Genomic DNA, 19,065 nt, shown 5'->3' on the forward strand with positions numbered 1-19,065 from the left:
AAAATAATGATATTTTTCTATCTGACTTTTATAAGTGTATATAGACAAAAAGTTAGCTTCATATGCACTTTCAATATAAGGAGAGTGACAATGAACTGAATAAACAAAAGGCGGTTAGCCGTATGCGAGTTGTCCCGTGCTGCTTTAGAGCTCACGAACGATAGTTCAAAATGGGGTGAACTCTACAAGAACGTCATATTGCAACTCAATTCTACCTGTATTAATTGATTTTGATAATAACTTTGATGAATAACTCAACAAAGATCACTTTTCAAATATAAAACCACTCCATTTAATAAAAGCCAATAAAACCTCATTGGATTATGTAAATTTGTCATTTTGACAAAAACTAAAAACATCGAACCTTTCATTATTCAAGTATCAATTATGAGACTCAATATATTAAATTTATAAAACGATGATTAATTTGGTTTATTGTTTTGATAAATAATTTAAATCAATCATATCTTCTGATGCACTCTTGAATTGGTCTGACCGATCGCTAATACTTCCTCGTAATTTGACTCGCAATTTGAGTAATCGAAGTTTTTTGATTGGGACAACTCAATAATGAAGCCATATCGTTTTGCGCTGCTTGCGCTTGGTTCTTTGAACCTATTTTCGCCTACTACTTGGGCTGGTACTGCTGTCGTTTTACCGGGATTGCATGAGCAAGGTGTCGATTTACAAGATGCTCCGCTCTCTGCCGATGATGTGATCGATTGGGAAATTAACAATGCCGATATTGTGTTTGGTGCTTACCCAAACAAGGCTGACAACGAGCGTGTCCAAGCCATCGGTTATATGTACAACCAAAAGCTTGAGCTGAATGCGAGTTGGGTAGAAAACGATATTCGCAACGAGGCAGAGCTGAATGGGATTGATTACGAGGATTACTTTCTCCATTTTGCCGAAGACACCATCATCGCAGAGGTAGACTCTAGCCATGGTGAAAATACCTTACTCAATAGAAAACCGATGATCGTTGGCTATACCGCCAGCGCTGACCACGCCGGTTTTTGGCTATATCAACAACCACCATGGGATGCCGACGTATTTGGTCAGGCGAATAATGGTGGTGCGCTCTATGTTTATCACTCAGAGAAGTTCGACCGCTTAACCTTTAAGTTCTCTCAGTTTGCTCAAGGCGGCAGCTTCACGATTGAATACCCTTCTGCCATCGACTCTTTTGGTCAGGTAACAGAATGGAAAAGCTTCGCGATTAAAAAAGACAAAACTGAGAACATGACTAAAAACCAAACGGTAAACTGGTCTGTTCCTTCGGATTGGGTTCGCGCTACAACACACGATGGCAGCGGACAAACCTATGGTGGTGGTCAGTACTTTGGCTCCACCTTTTTACGCGATGGTGGCCGTCTTTACGTTGCGAAAATTACTTGGCATGACGAAAACATCGAGAATCGCCCTCGTCTAAAAGAAGTAAAGCTCAAAAACAGCTTCCAAACCGTTAAGTTGGCCGACGCACCAACGACAACCCCCGAAGGTCAAACCATTCAACGTTGGCGCAAAATTCCTGGCTTCGACAAATCTGCGGACCTAAACCAAGACAATTATCTTTCTTGGAATGAATACAAAAACCGTTCGAATAAGAACGCAACGGCACGATTTCGTTGGGAGTCACGTGTTATTCCATTTGGTCGTATGTGGAATCAAACCTCTTCTTGGACATTGACTAATCTCGGCAACCCTGACTTTGCCAACGCAATGCACCACTACTACCAAGCTGAATGGGCGAAGCAAGGTTTAAACGGTGCGTACAACGACGATACGAATAAGTTACTCGGAGCAAATCAGTTCTACGTTTATTCCGGTGGTACCGTGGATGAACTTGGTTTAGTCGCGGGTAGCCAAGCTGCTGACGATGCTTACAAAGCGCAATTCTCGGCGTTTTTAAACAAACTGGCGACGCTGGATGCGGATGCGTTAATTGGCCTCAACATCGGCACGGCAAACTTATTCGGCCGTAATGGACAGAACCACTTAGTTGAAGCTGGTTCTCTGTACTTACGCGAGCATTACCTTTTCCCTTCTACTGGCTTTAGTGGCTATGCTGGCTTAGCTAAGTTTTGGGATAACTCAGCACTCGCCAAAGCTGGCCAGAAAGTGATTTATCAAGCAACAACGCGTTATGGTCGAGTGCAATACTTTGGCAACACTGAAGATAACTGGAAGCAAGACCAATACTCTGCACTGGCAGCGTTTTACTTAAATCATCACCCTGAGCGCAGCTACTTTAATCAGTGGAACAATGGTTACCTATATGGAAGTAATAACACCACTGGTGATAACTTCTGGAAGGCTGGCGTACCAAAGAATATTGCGTATCAACCAAGTGCCTTACTTGCCATTGATTTGGGAGAGCCTGCCAATCAGCTCCCCGAGGACGCAGAGGCCATCCCACTGATGATGTCCACCAGCACGCCTTACCCAGCGGATTACACGGTTATTGGTGATTCGTCGATGAACGAGGTGGTACATGCAGATTTACCAGATGGCATTACTTACGTTTCTCCTACGTTCACCTACTTTGCGTATCGCTCTGAGAGCAATGTGGTGGCTCAAGGCCCTACAGAGATGGTATTAGCACGCGAGTTTAGCAAAGGCAGAGTGTTGTACCGCACCGACTTTTTCGGCAAGAACGTGGATTATTTCACGGCGCCTAAAATCACCGTCACGCTAGAAAAACCAATGCGACCTGTCGACAAGGACGGCTATGTTGGAGACTATGTTTCCGACATTCATATTGGTGGATACGAAGGACTGTTCTTACTGTATTGATCCGCGACTTAAGGCCCCTTTCCCGAAGCCTTGCTAGAACTGGGCTTACACTACGAACCATACGCGCTTTGAGGTGTGCCAGATTACGTGCCTGAAGAACTGGTATCAGAAGTAAGCGACCTAACGAAACCAGAAGTCGTGGCGAGGATGAAATCGGATATTCAAGGCATCACCCCTGGGGCGGGTACTACGCGCTTTTCGATTAAGATGATGGACGAATACTCGCTGACCCAAGCAGGCTACCATTTCCACACAGGGACGGAAGAAGATTGCTTTACTGCATTTGAGAAGGCGGTAGAGAACAAACAGTGGGTTATCGTGCCGCTTTGAAAGCCTCAATTTCTTCACTATAAGTACGCAATTCGAGAAATCGCAGAACCAAAAGGTTTGCTGGGTATTGTCGATAAAGCGGTATTGCTATTGCGCCAAGACAAATCAGATAAATTTACTCAAGATGAGTTGAATAGATTGGACACGCTCCGTTTCTCAAACGATATCATTGCGGAATTGGATTACAAAATCTGTCGTGAAGGACGAGATTTAGACACGGTGACACGTGAGTGGTTGGATAACCAAGCACAATAGACTTAATTACAATCTCAGTGCCTTGCCGTGCTTAACGCGTATGGCAAGGCTCGGTGCGCTAGTACATGGAATTCCCGTTTGCTGTCTCTTTCGGTATTTCCTGCAACGCATCCCAATGCTCGACAATCTTACCGTTTAGATCAAAGCGGAAGAAATCCATCGTCACGTATTCCACATCATCAGGCCACGTCTGATGAGTATGCAGTGCCACCAAATTCCCCTCTGCAACAGCGCGAACAAACGTAATATCTTTGTTGGGATACTCTTCCCGCATTTGCTCGAAATAAGCGATAAATGGCTCGGTACCGTTACCCACTAACGGATTGTGCTGAATGTAATCATCCCCTACATATAGCTCGACCGCTTTTCTCGGTTCTCCTCGATATGCCATCTCATAGAAGGCAATGGCATTGCGCTTATTCTCTTCTATATCGATTTGCATGGTGCTCATTTGATTCTCCTTCGTCATGCAAACAACCTGTCATTAGCGTAGTTGAGAATCACAATCCTGCTTTATTATTAAACGAAAAGAGGCAGCATTCAGCTACCTCTTTTTCTATTCTCAGTGATTCCGATTTGGTTGCGCTACACTAACTCGCCAGCACCTTGTACCGAACGTTCACTGTTCTCGACAAGGAAAACCGTGGCAGTTTGTTTAAGCGCGTTCCATTCTGCGTCTTCGACAAAGATGCCCTCTTCCCATGATGTTTTCTGCGCACGGCTCAACTCTTCACCATCAATATGAATTGCGTAACCTTGAGAGCTCGCTTCGATATCAAAATCCGTTACGGCAAGCTCTATCGTCATACTGTGATAGTCGGTACTGTTATCTTCAATCTGGTCAGAAAAGAATACCTCTGGTGCTATCCGCCCACGATTTAACACATACAAGGTTCGCTTAGGACTAGTGCCATTAACCCACTGAGCACGACATGCGATGCCTTTGGCAGAGAGCCTAACTAACTCACTAAATGCTAGCCAGCGATTGTGGCATTGCTTCAGTGTGATGGTAACGCTCTTGCTGCTGACCATTTTCTCAAGCGCAAAATCCAACACCGCAGGTAAATGACAGGCAATACTGCCATTGTGTAGCTCGACTTCGATATGAGAGTCGGTGTTACTCGTAATGCTAACCGCACAATCTGAATCTAAGTTGAGAAACAGGCTGGCGTTGTTGAAGTGACGCACGCCGTGCAAACCCACCATTTGCAGATCCGCAACCATATTGGCAATCACATCTGCTTCACCGCAATGACGGCGCATACCAAGAAAAGCTTTGTTTACTGCTGCTACCAGCTCGTTATGCGAAACGATCATAATGCAAAACCTCCACTGATTTTTTGATTGTCGCTTTGCGCGATTTCTTCACGCTCTGGCATGGTTGGGAAAATCCACGTATCGCTGAAACGCGGGTCCTGAATCTCGTCAAGCAATGGTGCGCCTTGGAAGAAGGTAACGCGCACCCATCGGTCTGAACGTGGATCGAACTTGGTCGCCCCAAAGATAGCTAACTTACAACGCAGTAGATGCATAGGCAGTGCGTCTTCACGTAGCACGTTCATCTGGATATCACCCATTTCTCGGTTGCCGAGCGTCCATACACGACGAGTGATTGCACGATACTGCGGATGCTGCAGTAAGAACTCCGCCAACGATGTTTCTGGCTGGCACGTTTGCAGCGCATGGTAGAGGCGGTTTACTTGTCGCCCTATGTCGAGTGGCAACTCACGTTCTTCACCGATTTCTTCTCCACGAACGCCTAGCCTTGGTTCTTCTTTGTCTTGCGAGCGATACCAGAACCAATAGTTGTTCTCTGGTAACGTGTAGTCAGCATCGATTGACCATCGGTACTTACTCTCTAGTATTTGCAAAACATCTTGAACGCTTTTTCCGCCTGGAATAGAGAGTGATTCGTCGGTGTTCATTTGGTTTTCAAATTCATCAACCAAAGACGGGTAAAGCTCGATCAAACATGAAGTTAGGATTTCTTGGGCTTCCAAACTCATGGTTGTGGTTTGTTTGATCAAGCTTGCCCAATTCGAGTGCTCTGCCATCAAAGCATTTAAGTTAATTTGTAGCGCTTGGAGATCAGCAATGGCTTGATGGTTAAGCTGATTTTGATGTTCATTGATTGTTATCACTTGCTGTAAGTGTCGCTGTGCTTTTTTAAGCAGGGCTTTTAATGGTTGCTCTAGCTCGTTAGGTTCACATGGCATAGCAAGTACGTTGGCAATCGCACGCTCACGTGATGTCATCCATTGATCAACAATGCATGGATGATTGATTAAATATGGCGCCATACCCAAGCCAGTTGCGTTCCCCACACCAAGATAGCGCTGCAAACCTTTGTGAAGTGCAATGGCGTTATCTCCCCCCTTTTGCGCAGCAAGGTAATGAACCCAATCTAAGCTGAATTCACGCAGCATATAAACGGCACACATCTGTGCACTGAACGACTGGTTGAAATCAGGGTTGTTCTCTAGCAGTTTAAAGTCGGCAATGCCAAATTTACCGTTACCATAAACGGCGGTGGTTCTTAGGATGTACCCCACTTCAGCAAGCTCAGAAGGCTCTGGCTGCTCACCTTTAGAAAGCGCATTCACAATGTGTTCAAACACACGAACGCTCTTATTCGCACGAGCAAGAACAAGCACGTTGTTTGGATTGCGCCCCGCTTCTTGCAAAGGCACATTGGCTCTAAGTTGCTCTAACAGTTCAACATTAACCTCGCCTTTGACCAAAGCAAAGGTTACGTCCCATTTCTCAGCAATGACTCGGTCGTTACGCTCTTCATCAGCAATTTCATCGCAAAACACAACCAAGTGATAAACGTGTTCCGGCGTCGCTAATTTGTAAATCACATGACCAAAACCGCGTGGACACAATTGCCACTCATGTTTGCTCACTTGCCATTCCTGACTCGCCATTTTTCGGATCAAGCTTCGCACAAAGCTGATTCGATTTTGGTGCATAGCCCCTAGCCTGTCTGGCGCCATCACAATTGCAGCGTTGCGAAGTGTTGTTTCAGTGTAAGTAGAACGATGTGCATCCATTTTGCTCACCACTTATTTTTTATTGTAAGAATAAGGGCTTGTGAGGGTGTGGGGAGGATTCACCCACACAAGCGCCACGTTATTGGGTTTGATCTTTTTATTATAACCGTTGTTATAACCCTTGCTCTTTTGCCATCTTCATAGCGATCTGCGGCGCATTCCATAGTGACGGTAACAGTATTAATGACACTGGAACGGCTGTAATCACGATGAAGGATTGCAGGGCTGATATACCGCCAGAGCCAAGTGAGATGAGAATCAACGCCGTGATACCCATAGCCACGCCCCAGAAAGTACGAATAATCGCATTCGGTTCTGTCTCACCACTGATCACAACACTGATGGTGTACGTCATTGAGTCACCGGTGGTAACGATAAAGATGGTGGTCAAAATCAAGAACAAGATTGAAACCAACATTGGCATCGGCAGTTGTTGAGTCACTGCGAGTAACGCGCCCGGTAAATTGAAGCCTTCAAATGCTGCACTCACACTGCCTGGATTCGCAATTTCAAACGCTAAGCCAGAACCACCAACAATGGTGAACCAAAAACACGTGGTAAGCGGAGCAACAATGCTGATCGTCGAGATGATTTGACGAATACTGCGACCGCGAGAGATACGTGCAATGAAGATTGCCATCATCGGGCCGTACCCTAAGAACCAGCCCCAGAAGAATACTGTCCACCAGCTCAACCAACCTTCATCACCACGGTAAGTCGCCATTGGGATAAAGTTATCCAGCATGGTACCCACGCCTTGAATATAACCATTGAAAATAAAATCAGTTGGACCAAATAGAAGGATGTAAACCATCAATGCCAGTGCGAGAATCACGTTGTAGCGACTCAGCATTTGCATACCACGGTTCAAACCACTCAGCGCAGACACTGTGTACAACACTATCGCAAATAAAATGATGATTAACTGTGTGGTAAAGCCGTCTGGGATATCAAACAGGGCATTTAACGCGTAGCTAACCTGCAAACCTAAGAAGCCAATCGGTCCAATGGTTCCTGCCGCTACGGCAATGATGCAACATGCGTCAATCAACGCACCTATCTGGCCTTTTAGCGCTCGTTCGCCCAGTACAGGATAAAGCAAGATGCGAGGTTTTAACGGTAGTCCTTTATCGTAGTGTAAATGCATGACCACGATAGACGTCAAACTACCAACGATAGCCCACGCTAGAAAACCCCAGTGCATGAAAGATTGCGATAGTGCGTTCACTGCACCCTGCTGTGGATTATCTTGTGCGCCATACAAAGGTGGAGGGCTCACATAATGCGCGATAGGCTCTGCCGCCGCCCAAAACACGCCACCACCAGCTAAAAGTGTACAGAAGATGATTGCCATCCAACGAAAACCATCCATTTCAGGTTTGGTCGTGCCACCTAAAATCACCTTGCCTGTTCGCCCTGCTGCCAAACCAAGACCAATAAGAAAAGTGAGAAGAAGCAGTAGTTGCCAATATGGGCCGAAGACTTTTACTGACCACGCAAATCCTGTGTTTACCAATGTGGATAGCAGTTCACCATCATAAAGCGCGATGGCAACGAACAGGGCGATAAAGCCGCCACTGTACCAAAGTGCTGGATTGCTTAGACCCAGTTTGTCCGGTGAATTTTCAGTTGCTGAAATGTCATTGTGTGTTGCTAGTGGCTTCTTTGATGACACGCTCATCGCAGAAGTTTTCATGCTATCGGTTAGATCAGACATACTCTGACTCCAGAGGTTTATTGCAGCTGCCTTAACGGCTACAAAAAGTGACTTTAACACCCGCCTTGTTATTATTTTTTTAGCGAGCTATTCCATGTTTGGGTTACAACTTATAACTTGGCCTCCAACCCTTCTTCCAAGAAGTTAAACCAATTCTCACCCAGTATTTTTCCTGCCTCGGATTCACTGAATCCATGACGCATTAAGCCGTTGTATATGTTCTCCATCCCTTTACTGCCACTAAACCAAGGCAGAGCATCTGGCCACCCCGCATTACTAGCGGAACCTTCGCCATAGTCCATTGCTTTGGACCAACGACCGTTGCGCATCCACTCAAGCACTTGCTGTGGTTGGTTTAAACAAAGATCACTGCCGATGCCTAAATGATCCACACCGAACTGATCGGCAGTTTTCGCGACCATTTGGCAAAAATCTTCAAGCGTGCATTGGCTTCCGTTTGGAAGATGAAATGGGTAAAGACTAAAGCCAATCAAGCCGCCACGTTCGGTGAGCGCTTTAATGACGTTGTTCGATTTGTTGCGCAGAGCATCATGAGCAAACGTTGGGTTCGCGTGACTAATACAAATGGGACGTGAAGAAAGGTCAATCGCTTCCAACGTTGAGCGCTCTGCACTGTGGGACATATCGATGATCATCCCGACACGGTTCATCTCTTCGATGGCTTGTTTACCAAAACGCGTGACACCAGAGTCGTTCTGCTCATAGCACCCTGTCGCCAGCAAGCTTTGGTTGTTATAGGTCAACTGCATAATCAACAAACCTTGGCGACGCATGACTTCAATCAAGCCGATTTCATCGTCAATTGGGGAGCAGTTCTGCGCACCAAAAAAGACACCAACCTTTCCCTCTGCTTTTGCTTTCTCGACGTCAGCCATCGAGTAAATAGGCATTATCAGATCTGCATTTTGTTCGAACCTCAGGTTCCATTCGGCAAAGCGAGTTAAGGTATCGCGTGCATTTTCGTGATAAACGATCGTTGCATGCACAGCCGTAATACCGCTCGCCTTCAGCGTTTGGAAGTATTCTCGATCCCAATTGCAGTACTGCAATCCATCAATCACAATCCGTTGTTGGTACATAACCACTCCTTAAACGTTAATAAGACTTTAAGGTTGGGCAGCGGAATGCTCGGCTGCCCTATTTCACTTAGTAAGGACGTTGATAAGCGGTTTTCACCACGGTGTAGAATTCTTTTGCGTATTGACCTTGCTCGCGTGGACCAAAGCTCGACTCTTTACGACCGCCAAACGGCACGTGGTAATCCGTTCCTGCGGTTGGTAGGTTGACCATGACACAGCCAGTTTGAGCTTGTTGTTTGAAGATGGCGCTATTACGGAGGCTTTGCGTGATGATGCCGCCCGTCAAGCCAAAGCGAGTATCGTTCGCGACAGCAATGGCTTCATCCAAGTCAGAAACTCGAATCACGCTTGCCATTGGCGCAAACACTTCTTCTTGGTTCACTTCCCAACTGTTTTTCGTATTGAGGAAAAGGGTTGGTGACATGTAGAACCCGTCATGTTTCAAGTTCAAACGCTCGCCACCGAATGCCAACTCCGCACCACTTTGACGTGCTTTCTCGATCCATTCGAAGTTGGCATTCAATTGTTTTCCATCCACAACGGGTCCCATGAACACACCGTCTTCTAAAGCGTGACCGACTTTAAGCTCGCTCATACGTTTGATCAGTGCTTCCACGTAGGCATCGTGAATACCATCCATGACGACAAGACGAGAAGACGCGGTACACTTCTGACCTGCGCCAGAGAAAGAGCCTGCAATGGTCGCTTCAACTGCGATTTGAATGTCTGCATCATCAGCAACCACAAGTGCGTTCTTACTGCCCATCTCTAACTGGCAACGAACAAAATTTGGTGCCGTCGCTGCCGCTACTTTACGACCCGTATCAACAGATCCAGTAAAGCTCACGCCGTTTACGTCTTTCGAGTTGATAAGCGTGTTACCCACTTGAGAGCCGCTGCCTAACACAAGGTTGAACGTGCCTGCTGGTAATCCTTGACGATGGATAATCTCCGTCAGTGCAACCGCACTTGCTGGTGTCAGGTTTGCGGGCTTCCATACTACGCTGTTGCCGAACGCAAGCGCTGGCGCGATTTTCCATGCCGCCGTTGCGGTTGGGAAATTCCAAGGAGAGATAATGGCGATAACGCCGACGGCTTCACGAGTGACCTCAACGGAAACGCCTGGACGGACAGAAGCTGCGTTATCGCCAATTTGACGCAGCACTTCCGCTGCGAAATATTGGAAGAATTGGCCAGCACGGTAGATTTCACCGCGACCTTCAGCAAAAGGTTTACCCTCTTCACGTGAAAGCAGCGTACCAAGCTCATCACAACGAGCGATCAACTCATCACCAATTGCCTGCAAAACCGCTTGTTTGCGCTCAATCGGCGTTTGTTCCCACTCTGGCTGTGCGACTTTGGCAGCTTGAATGGCTTGCTCTACTTGAGCTTCACTCGCCTGAGCAAAATCGCCTAAGTTCTCACTGATGTCTGAAGGGTTAATGTTCGCAACCGTATTAATGCCAGACTGCCATTCGCCTGAAATGTAGAGAGATTTCTCTGCTTGAACATTATTGATAAAAGTCATTGCTCTGTCCTTATTCTTCCTGACGTCTGGTGATCGCCACCAGCTCACTAATCTCACTAACAAAGCCCGGTAATGAGGCTTTGATTATTATTCTTTACTCTGGCTGACTCGCCGATGCGTACACCACAAACTCCACCAGCATCTCTTCACGCGCCAGTCCTGCCACGACCATAGCGGCGCGATTAGGGTAAGGCGCTTCAAAATACTCAGCGTAGACTTGGTTAACCGTTTTTAAGTACTCACGATCCGTCACATAAATCAGCACCTGCAGAACCGAATCTAAAGACTCCCCTGCACACTCCAACGTGTGAACGAGATTATTAAAGGTTTGACGAGTCTGGGCTTCGATACCGCCTTCCACGACAGCTCCGGTATCATCAATCGGGATTTGCGCGGTGTATAACGTGCCATTGTTAACAATTGCCCATTCCAGCGGCGCTTTAGAGGCAAACAATGCGGTTTTGACTGGGTATTTTTTCGTAGAAGTATTCACGTGCCTTTTAACCTTTGTAACAATCTTGTTTCAAGATAGTTAAATACTGCACATTGACAGGCGATAAATCGAACGGTAAATTTTTTACATTTGATAAGAAAAATCTATCACCTTATTAAAACTAAGGTAAATAAAGGGATTGCAGAGGTTTCGCCATGAGTATCAAGCTTCAACAATTAAAGCATTTTGTGATGGTGGTCGAGGAAGGTGGTTTTAGAGCAGCGTCACATCGAGCGAACCGTTCCCAGGCTGCGCTGTCAACGTCAATCAAAGAACTGGAAAAAATACTCGGTCAAACCCTATTTGAGCCGGGCAATAAATCCAAACTCACTCCATTCGGTGAGATCTGCCTGCCTAAGATCATTCAGTTTCTCAACATCTATAACGCCCTTGATAACGATCTAAAAGCCGCCGCTGCAGGGCAACAAGGTCGGGTACGCATCGCCAGCGTTCCTTCTGTTGCTGCCAAGCTGATTCCCAGTGTGCTCGGCGCATTCTGCGAACAGCACCCAAACGTAGAAGTCAGTTTGATTGATGATAACGCCGCTGGGGTCGAAGCGCGTTTGTTATCAGGAGAAGTCGATTTAGCGCTGGGTAACCCATCACATTTAGACGAAGGCGGTATCGAGTTTACCCCGTTAATCTCTGACCCCATTGGCGTGGTGTGTTTGAAGGATAACCCCATCGCTCAGCACCCAGAAGGAATCGAGTGGCAAACGCTGTTAGAACAACCTTTTATTCGAAACGGAACTTGTACCCTACTCGATCCCACTCCTGCAAGAGCGCTAAGTGAACAAGCTTTGTATTCCGTGGAGAACATTACGTCTTTATTCTCAGTTCTTGAGCTAGGGATTGGCGTGACTACATTGCCAAAATTAGCGTTCCCGACTAACGAAACTCGACTGGTTTGGATTCCACTGATCGATCCGCCTTTGGAGAGACAAGTAGGTATCTTTACTCTGACGGATAGAACCATTTCTCCTCAGGCAAAAGCGTTTCATGATTTGTGCATTCACTACTTGAACTATCAAGAAGAAGTCGAAACTGCATAAGCATGACTTATAAAACAAAAGCCCCTGACACGTTAAGCATCAGGGGCTTTTTAAAATTTCATGAGTCAGAACACGTTACTTTCTGCGCTTATAAACCACACAGAAGTTGCCGCGCTTGGTGCGACACTTAGAGCAGCGTTCGCAGTCCACTTCAGCACGGTTACCGTCTTTCCAGCGCTTGATCAATTGTGGCTCTGCCAATAACGGACGAGAAAGCGCGAAGAATTGGATCTTGGTGTTTTCAGCCAAATCTTCGATCGCACAGAAGTCGTTTAAGCCACCTACGGTAATCACAGGTACGTTCACATCTTGACCGATCACTTGCCCGTACTCGTGGAAGTAGCCCTCTTCTTGTAGCGTGTAACCGTCGAACGATTCACCTACCATGGTGCTTGCGTTGCCATGAATGTTACCCGATACAATGATCGCATCCACGCCCACTTCTTCTAGCTTCTTACAAACAATGCGCGTTTCATCGAACGTCAAACCGCCATCGAAGAATTCTGTGGCTGTCAGCTTCACTAGAATTGGGAAATCATCACCAACTAACTTGCGTGTTTCGGCATAGATCTCCATAAGGAAACGCATGCGGTTCTCAAGACTGCCGCCATATTGGTCTTCACGACGGTTGTAGTATGGGCTTAAGAACTGGTTGATCAAGTACGTGTGCGCCGCGTGGATTTCTACACCATCAAAGCCAGAATCTTGCGCACGCTTGCTCGCTAGCGCAAATGCTTTAACGATGTAGTCAATCTCATCTTGAGTCATCGCTTTGCCTTCCGTTTTGGTGCCACGTTCTGGCACTTCACTTGGAGCAAAAATCACACGCTCGCCAACGTTGAATGTCGTTTTTGTGCCACCGTAAGCGATCTGCATAACGATCTTAGCGTCGTGCTCATGGACAAGGTCAGTCAGCTTTTTGTATTCATCGATGAAAGAGTCGTTGTAGATCCCCATCATGCCTGCGTTCGGCTTCTCTTCTTCTACGATGTTCGCATATCCAGTAACGATCAGACCCACTTCACCTTTGGCAAGTTCTTCATAAATGTCGTACAACTTCTCGGTCATGTGACCGTCTTCTGTCGCCATATTTTCCCACGTTGCACTACGTACAAAGCGGTTCTTTAGTGTCATGTTGCCAATGCGGGCTTCTGAAAACAAAATGCTCAAGTCCAGTCCTCTTATAATCTGTTTTTTTAGATGCATCACTACCAAGCAGGAACGAAAAAGGAACAGCGATACACAAAGCATGGCTGTTCCTTCTCTGAATTTCTGTTCAGTGCGATGAGCGACGCGAACCTTACCGCCGAAACTGCGGCAAAACTTTAATCTGGATTAAGGTTTGGTGAGATAGATCACCGATTCCGCATTCATTGGTTTTGTTCTCATCACAACTACTGATGGCATCAATCGTTAACTCAGATTTACTTTCCTTTAATGAATAAACGGCAGTGGAATCAACTCTAAACCAAGCACGCCACTGATGCTCATTACGACCAATAACGACACCTTAAACACCGCTTTGGACCATTGGATGTAGTTGTTGTAATTCACTTTTTGGAATGTCACCCGCGTCCACATAAAGCACACTGCTGCCGAGACTGCTAAATACTCGTACCCAGCTTCACCCAACATAAACAGCCCGATAGCAACCACACCAAAAGCAACCACGTACGCTTTCATATGCTGATGCGCTTTAGCAATCCCCTCTTTAACGGGAAGAACAGGAATTCCTGCATCGCGATAATCTTGCATACGGAACATAGCAATCGCGTAAGAGTGAGGCATCTGCCAAAGACAAAACATAATGAAGAGTAAAATCGCTTCTAAGCTGATGTAGTTCGTCACCGCAAGGTAGCCCACCAACGGAGGAACCGCACCAGAAATGCTGCCGACTAAGGTGCCGTAGACCGAATTTCGCTTGTACCACATGGTGTAGAAGAAGACGTAAAACACGTAACCCAAGAGTACAACCACAGCCGAAAGCGGATTCACCAGTTGGAACAATAACGCTGTGCCGTTAAGCAGCAATACCAAAGCGTAAACAAACGCCGCGTCGATGTTGATGTTTCCCATCACCAATTCACGGTTTTGCGTGCGCTTCATTTTTTGGTCGATATCGCGGTCGAAGATGTTGTTCACCACGCATCCTGATGCTATCACAAGCCCGACGCCAACTAACGTTGTCAGCAACAATAGAAAGTTAGCGGGTTCTGATTTTGCGGCGAGGAAAAACCCCGCCGCAACAGAAATCAGGTTGCCGAAAATGATGCCCGGTTTAGTAATAGACAAATAACTTTTCAGCATACCCTAGCCTACAGCTTCATGTTGACGTTCATGTTGTAAATGATCCAGATCGAGCCAGCGATCAGAATCAACACAACAATGGCGGTAAACATCAATGACACCACGTTCCACTGACCTTCTGACGTTTTCACTTCCATGTGCAGGAAGTACTTAAAGTGCACGAAGATCTGCACAATCGCACAACCAAACAACACGGCATAAGTCGCAGTATCTGGCAGCACTTGCGCCCACACACAGTAGAAAGGAATCACGGTCAGGATCAGAGACGCAATAAAACCTTTTACGTAATCAGAGGCACCTGTATCTAGATGTTGTTCCATTACATAACCCCCAATAAGTAAACGATGGTGAATACACAAATCCAAACGATGTCTAGGAAGTGCCAGAACAAGCTCAAGCACTGGAATCGCATCGACATGTTATCGTTCAAGCCTTTGGTGGACAGTTGGTGGTAGCACACGGCTAGCCAAATCAAACCAAAGGTTACGTGCAAACCGTGTGTTCCAACCAAAGTGAAAAACGCCGACAAGAATGCACTTTCTTGTGGACCATAGCCTTCAACAATCAGGTGATGGAACTCATACACTTCCATCCCGATAAAGCCGGCACCAAGTAAGAAGGTCACTTTTAACCAACGCTTTAACCCTGCAACGTCTTTACGCTTCATCGCAATCATGCCGAAGCCAAACGTGATACTGCTGAATAGCAGCAACATGGTTTCTACAAACACGAAAGGCAGTTCGAAAATGTCTTTACCGGTTGGACCCGCAATAGAGCCGCTTTCTAGTACTGCGTAAGTCGCGAACAAAGTCGCAAACAATACACAGTCACTCATTAGGTAAATCCAGAAACCAAACAGCTTAATGCCAGCAGAATCATGGTGATGATCGTGGTCGTGAACCGCAACATTAGCTTGCATAAGTCACCTCCAGATCGTCTTTCTTATCGTTGTCTTTCACTTCGTTTTTCTTCGCTTCTTCAAGTTGAGCTCGACGCTCCGCTTCAATCGCTTTGATTTCTTCTACTTCAACGTAGTAATCCACGTCGTCGTTGTAGCTGTGTTGGATACACGTCACGATAATGCCAACAAAGCTTGCTGCTGCTAGCCACCAGATGTACCAGATCATCGCGAAGCCAAACACCAACGCCCATGCAGAAACATAAATACCTGTTGGTGTGTTCTTCGGCATGTGAATACGTTCATATTCCACTTCTTTGGTTGGATCGAATTCGCCACTCTGCTTTTGGTACCAGAACGCGTCTAGCTCATCGCCTTTTGGTAGGTGTGCAAAGTTGTAGAACGGCGGTGGTGAAGACGTCGCCCACTCAAAGGTACGACCGCCCCATGGATCACCCGTTAGGTCGCGGTTTTGCTCGCGGTCACGAACACTCACGTAGATTTGGATGAACTGACAAACCACGCCAAGCGCAATCACTGCCGTACCCGCTGCAGCAACTGCTAACAGTGGGAAGTACTCTGGGTTAAGATCTTGGCTTAGACGACGCGTCATGCCCATAAAGCCCAGCGCATAAAGCGGTAGGAACGCCATTAAGAAGCCAACAATCCAGCAAATGAATGCACGTTTGCCCCATGTTTCGTTCATGGTGAAACCTGTCGCTTTCGGGAACCAGTAAGTGATTGCCGCGAAACAACCAAATACCACACCACCGATGATTACGTTATGGAAGTGCGCAATCAGGAACACGGAGTTGTGCAGAACAAAGTCCGCGCCCGGAACCGCCATTAGTACGCCCGTCATACCACCTACAGAGAAGGTAATCAGGAAGCCAACTGTCCACATCATAGGCGTAGTAAAGCGGATTCGCCCTTTGTACATGGTGAATAGCCAGTTGAAGATCTTCACCCCGGTCGGGATAGAGATAATCATGGTGGCGATGCCGAAGAATGCATTCACATTTGCACCTGAGCCCATGGTGAAGAAGTGATGCAGCCAAACGACGAACGCCAAAATCGTAATTACAATGGTCGCCCATACTAGCGAAGTGTAACCAAATAGCTTCTTGCGTGAGAAGGTTGCCGTTACCTCAGAGAACACACCAAAAATAGGCAAGATCAGGATGTACACTTCTGGGTGACCCCATGCCCAAATCAAGTTTACGTACATCATTACGTTGCCACCAAGATCATTGGTGAAGAAGTGCGTACCGATGTAGCGATCCAACGTTAGTAGCGCGATGGTTACGGTTAGGATTGGGAATGAAATGATGATTAGAATGTTGGCACACAGGGACGCCCACGTGAACACCGGCATCTTCATCATTGGCATAGACGGCGTACGCATGCGCAAAATAGTCGCAAAGAAGTTCACGCCCGTCAGCGTGGTGCCGACACCGGATATTTGCAGCGCCCATATCCAATAATCCACCCCAACTCCGGGGCTTGCCTCTATACCAGACAGCGGCGGATACGCCAACCAACCAGTACGACCAAACTCACCCAAGCCAAGTGACATGTTGGTGAGGATCACGCCTACGACAAACAGCCAGAAACTCAGGTTGTTTAAGTAAGGGAATGCCACATCACGCGCACCAATTTGCAGCGGAACGATGATGTTCATCAAACCAATCACCAACGGCATCGCCACAAAGAAAATCATGATCACGCCATGGGCAGTAAAGATTTGGTCGTAGTGATGTGGTGGTAAATAACCGCTCTCGCCTGCCGCAGAAAGCAGTTGTTGGCTACGCATCATGACCGCATCAGCAAAGCCACGAATCAACATCACCATTGCCACAGCGATGTACATAAAGCCTAGTTTTTTGTGGTCTACCGAAGTAAACCATTCATTCCATAAGTATTGCCACTTACCCGCTTTGGTTATCGCCGCAACGACAGCCAAACCAACGATCGCGATCACCGCTAGAGTGACGACAATAATCGGCTCGTGATAAGGGATTGATTCAAGTGTTAATCTTCCAAACATTGCGATTATCCTAGATTTTCCGGCAAACAGTTCATTGAACCCGGATGCTGGGTCACGACGTCGGTGAACAAAAATGGTGGAATACTAGAGAACATCTTCACAGGCTCCGCCACCGTTGGTGATGCAAGCGCACGGAATTGCTCCCAGTCTTCGATTCGATCAGGGCTAGCTTTCACTTGCTGTACCCAACTCACGAATGCAGTGCGATCTTCCATTGCTGCTGCGGTAAATTTCATTTGCGAGAAACCCTTACCGCTGTAGTTAGAAGCAAAGCCTTTGTAATCCCCTGTGTGGTTCGCAATCAGATTCAACTTGGTCACCATGCCTGGCATCGCGTAAATCTGAGTACCGAGACGCGGGATAAAGAACGCGTTCATGATGTTGTCTGAGGTCAGTTTGAACTGAACCGGAACATCTTTCGGAAACGCCACGTAGTTCACTGTCGCAATGTTCTCTTCTGGGTAGATGAACAGCCATTTCCAGTCGAGTGACACCACCTCAATGGTGATGGGTTTGACGTCACTTGCGATGGGCTTGGATGGCTCTAACTCGTGAGTAGAACGCCAAGTGATGGTTGCCAGAATCGCGATGATGATGATTGGAATCGTCCACACCACCACTTCGATCTTGGTCGAGTGCGCCCACTCTGGAGCGTATTCCTCGCCAGTGTTCGACTCTCGGTAGCGGTAAGCAAAATAGATTGTCATTAAAATCACGGGGATCACGACAATCAGCATCAGTAAAAGCGCTGTAATGATCAGTTCTTTTTCCTGAACGCCAATACTACCTTTCGGGTCAAGTAGAGCTGAGTTACACCCTGAAAGCATAAGAATGGTTCCTGCCAAACTTATCCTCGCTAAGATGCGTTTGTATCTTGAAGCTTCCATTAACTTTCTCGATGGTTAGCCAACAACAGAGCAAGCCCTGCGATTGGTTGTCTTGGTCATTAGAATATTTTTGTGTTGAGCTTTTGCAGCAATGGACTTCTTGGTGGGAGGTATCAAGTTGCTTGATGGTTAAAACCACACCCACAACGTGAGTTTATTGTTACACTTTGAAATACATTGTTACATTCGAGCGCATTATGCGGAGGGAAAAAGGAAAGCTCATTAGCCACAGATGGAAACTAACGTTCCATTTATGAAAGATAATATTGATAAAGGAATAGCAAAGCAGGTGCACAACATTAACGTACTACAATGTATATCCTTTTCTTTACAGCAACTTAAGCAACGCAAACAAGAAGAGTAAGCAGTTGCGTATTCGGCGCGAAAGTGTGAGCTACATTAGAAAGTGCGAATTAAGGAAAGCGTGACCAGTATCATAGTTATGAATTCACATACTATTTACATGGCATTTCGAATTTCAATCATCACGAACGACCTTTCATTCATAGACTTTATATTTTGACGAATAACGGGGAAACCGCCCGCTGCACTGTTAACTCACTTTAACACTAAGTAGCGACGTCTTTAGCTTGAGAACA

At 46.5% G+C, this 19,065-nt stretch carries 14 protein-coding genes and 2 pseudogenes; 3 read left to right on the plus strand and 13 right to left on the minus strand.

Annotation, left to right across the window (positions count from 1 at the left end):
- Positions 1 to 570: 570 nt before the first annotated feature.
- On the plus strand, positions 571 to 2,799 hold the full coding sequence (locus tag J4N37_RS17565) for a hypothetical protein (protein ID WP_252042950.1): 2,229 nt from the start codon (positions 571 to 573) through the stop codon (positions 2,797 to 2,799).
- Positions 2,800 to 2,823: 24 nt separating this feature from the next.
- Positions 2,824 to 3,384: pseudogene (locus tag J4N37_RS17570) on the plus strand (glycine betaine ABC transporter substrate-binding protein); the annotation flags it as partial.
- Positions 3,385 to 3,442: 58 nt separating this feature from the next.
- Here the strand turns inward: J4N37_RS17570 and J4N37_RS17575 are convergent.
- From J4N37_RS17575 to J4N37_RS17605, 7 genes and pseudogenes are all read right to left on the minus strand, one after another.
- Positions 3,443 to 3,835, minus strand: coding sequence for a nuclear transport factor 2 family protein (locus J4N37_RS17575; RefSeq protein ID WP_252042951.1), 393 nt, complete (start codon positions 3,833 to 3,835; stop codon positions 3,443 to 3,445).
- 134 nt (positions 3,836 to 3,969) lie between these two features.
- On the minus strand, positions 3,970 to 4,701 hold the full coding sequence (locus J4N37_RS17580) for a DUF3726 domain-containing protein (RefSeq protein ID WP_252042952.1): 732 nt from the start codon (positions 4,699 to 4,701) through the stop codon (positions 3,970 to 3,972).
- A complete protein-coding gene (locus J4N37_RS17585; RefSeq protein ID WP_252042953.1) occupies positions 4,698 to 6,437 on the minus strand; it encodes a hypothetical protein in 1,740 nt (579 codons plus the stop codon). Before J4N37_RS17585 ends, J4N37_RS17580 begins: the two co-directional genes overlap by 4 nt.
- Before the next feature lie 112 nt (positions 6,438 to 6,549).
- Positions 6,550 to 8,058 (minus strand): annotated as a pseudogene (locus J4N37_RS17590) (BCCT family transporter); the annotation flags it as partial.
- A 206-nt stretch (positions 8,059 to 8,264) separates the two neighbouring features.
- Complete coding sequence (locus J4N37_RS17595; protein WP_252042954.1) at positions 8,265 to 9,254, minus strand: membrane dipeptidase; 990 nt, start codon at positions 9,252 to 9,254, stop codon at positions 8,265 to 8,267.
- A gap of 67 nt (positions 9,255 to 9,321) precedes the next feature.
- Positions 9,322 to 10,782, minus strand: coding sequence for an aldehyde dehydrogenase family protein (locus J4N37_RS17600; RefSeq protein WP_252042956.1), 1,461 nt, complete (start codon positions 10,780 to 10,782; stop codon positions 9,322 to 9,324).
- Positions 10,783 to 10,876: 94 nt separating this feature from the next.
- A complete protein-coding gene (locus J4N37_RS17605) occupies positions 10,877 to 11,275 on the minus strand; it encodes a RidA family protein (RefSeq protein WP_009704646.1) in 399 nt (132 codons plus the stop codon).
- A 155-nt stretch (positions 11,276 to 11,430) separates the two neighbouring features.
- Between J4N37_RS17605 and J4N37_RS17610 the strand changes: the two genes are divergently transcribed.
- A complete protein-coding gene (locus tag J4N37_RS17610) occupies positions 11,431 to 12,327 on the plus strand; it encodes a LysR family transcriptional regulator (protein ID WP_009704647.1) in 897 nt (298 codons plus the stop codon).
- A 75-nt stretch (positions 12,328 to 12,402) separates the two neighbouring features.
- On the opposite strand, the gene J4N37_RS17615 is transcribed toward J4N37_RS17610, so the two are convergent.
- The 6 genes from J4N37_RS17615 to cyoA all read right to left on the minus strand — a co-directional run bounded on the left by J4N37_RS17615 (position 12,403) and on the right by cyoA (position 18,466).
- Complete coding sequence (locus tag J4N37_RS17615) at positions 12,403 to 13,497, minus strand: NADH:flavin oxidoreductase (protein WP_252042957.1); 1,095 nt, start codon at positions 13,495 to 13,497, stop codon at positions 12,403 to 12,405.
- A 264-nt stretch (positions 13,498 to 13,761) separates the two neighbouring features.
- Positions 13,762 to 14,634: a heme o synthase gene (gene cyoE / locus J4N37_RS17620; RefSeq protein ID WP_042605322.1), complete on the minus strand. Its 873-nt coding sequence runs from the start codon at positions 14,632 to 14,634 to the stop codon at positions 13,762 to 13,764.
- A gap of 8 nt (positions 14,635 to 14,642) precedes the next feature.
- Positions 14,643 to 14,954: a cytochrome o ubiquinol oxidase subunit IV gene (gene cyoD, locus J4N37_RS17625; RefSeq protein ID WP_005443825.1), complete on the minus strand. Its 312-nt coding sequence runs from the start codon at positions 14,952 to 14,954 to the stop codon at positions 14,643 to 14,645.
- The gene (gene cyoC / locus J4N37_RS17630) at positions 14,954 to 15,553 is read right to left on the minus strand and encodes a cytochrome o ubiquinol oxidase subunit III (protein WP_005451611.1); all 600 of its coding nucleotides are present in this window, start codon (positions 15,551 to 15,553) and stop codon (positions 14,954 to 14,956) included. Before cyoC ends, cyoD begins: the two co-directional genes overlap by 1 nt.
- Complete coding sequence (cyoB, locus tag J4N37_RS17635; RefSeq protein WP_171370308.1) at positions 15,543 to 17,579, minus strand: cytochrome o ubiquinol oxidase subunit I; 2,037 nt, start codon at positions 17,577 to 17,579, stop codon at positions 15,543 to 15,545. Before cyoB ends, cyoC begins: the two co-directional genes overlap by 11 nt.
- 5 nt (positions 17,580 to 17,584) lie before the next feature.
- Positions 17,585 to 18,466, minus strand: a complete 882-nt coding sequence (gene cyoA / locus J4N37_RS17640) for a ubiquinol oxidase subunit II (protein ID WP_252042958.1) — start codon at positions 18,464 to 18,466, stop codon at positions 17,585 to 17,587.
- Positions 18,467 to 19,065 lie beyond the last annotated feature (599 nt).

Source organism: Vibrio sp. SCSIO 43153, assembly GCF_023716625.1.
GTDB classification, from domain to species: Bacteria; Pseudomonadota; Gammaproteobacteria; order Enterobacterales; family Vibrionaceae; genus Vibrio; species Vibrio rotiferianus.

Bases quoted from the DNA above. Each gene is read 5' to 3' on its own strand.
- J4N37_RS17565 (WP_252042950.1), top strand. From the start codon at position 571: ATGAAGCCATATCGTTTTGCGCTGCTTGCGCTTGGTTCTTTGAACCTA.
- J4N37_RS17575 (WP_252042951.1), bottom strand. From the start codon at position 3,835: ATGAGCACCATGCAAATCGATATAGAAGAGAATAAGCGCAATGCCATT.
- J4N37_RS17580 (WP_252042952.1), bottom strand. From the start codon at position 4,701: ATGATCGTTTCGCATAACGAGCTGGTAGCAGCAGTAAACAAAGCTTTT.
- J4N37_RS17585 (WP_252042953.1), bottom strand. From the start codon at position 6,437: ATGGATGCACATCGTTCTACTTACACTGAAACAACACTTCGCAACGCT.
- J4N37_RS17595 (WP_252042954.1), bottom strand. From the start codon at position 9,254: ATGTACCAACAACGGATTGTGATTGATGGATTGCAGTACTGCAATTGG.
- J4N37_RS17600 (WP_252042956.1), bottom strand. From the start codon at position 10,782: ATGACTTTTATCAATAATGTTCAAGCAGAGAAATCTCTCTACATTTCA.
- J4N37_RS17610 (WP_009704647.1), top strand. From the start codon at position 11,431: ATGAGTATCAAGCTTCAACAATTAAAGCATTTTGTGATGGTGGTCGAG.
- cyoE (WP_042605322.1), bottom strand. From the start codon at position 14,634: ATGCTGAAAAGTTATTTGTCTATTACTAAACCGGGCATCATTTTCGGC.
- cyoD (WP_005443825.1), bottom strand. From the start codon at position 14,954: ATGGAACAACATCTAGATACAGGTGCCTCTGATTACGTAAAAGGTTTT.
- cyoC (WP_005451611.1), bottom strand. From the start codon at position 15,553: ATGCAAGCTAATGTTGCGGTTCACGACCACGATCATCACCATGATTCT.
- cyoB (WP_171370308.1), bottom strand. From the start codon at position 17,579: ATGTTTGGAAGATTAACACTTGAATCAATCCCTTATCACGAGCCGATT.
- cyoA (WP_252042958.1), bottom strand. From the start codon at position 18,466: ATGGAAGCTTCAAGATACAAACGCATCTTAGCGAGGATAAGTTTGGCA.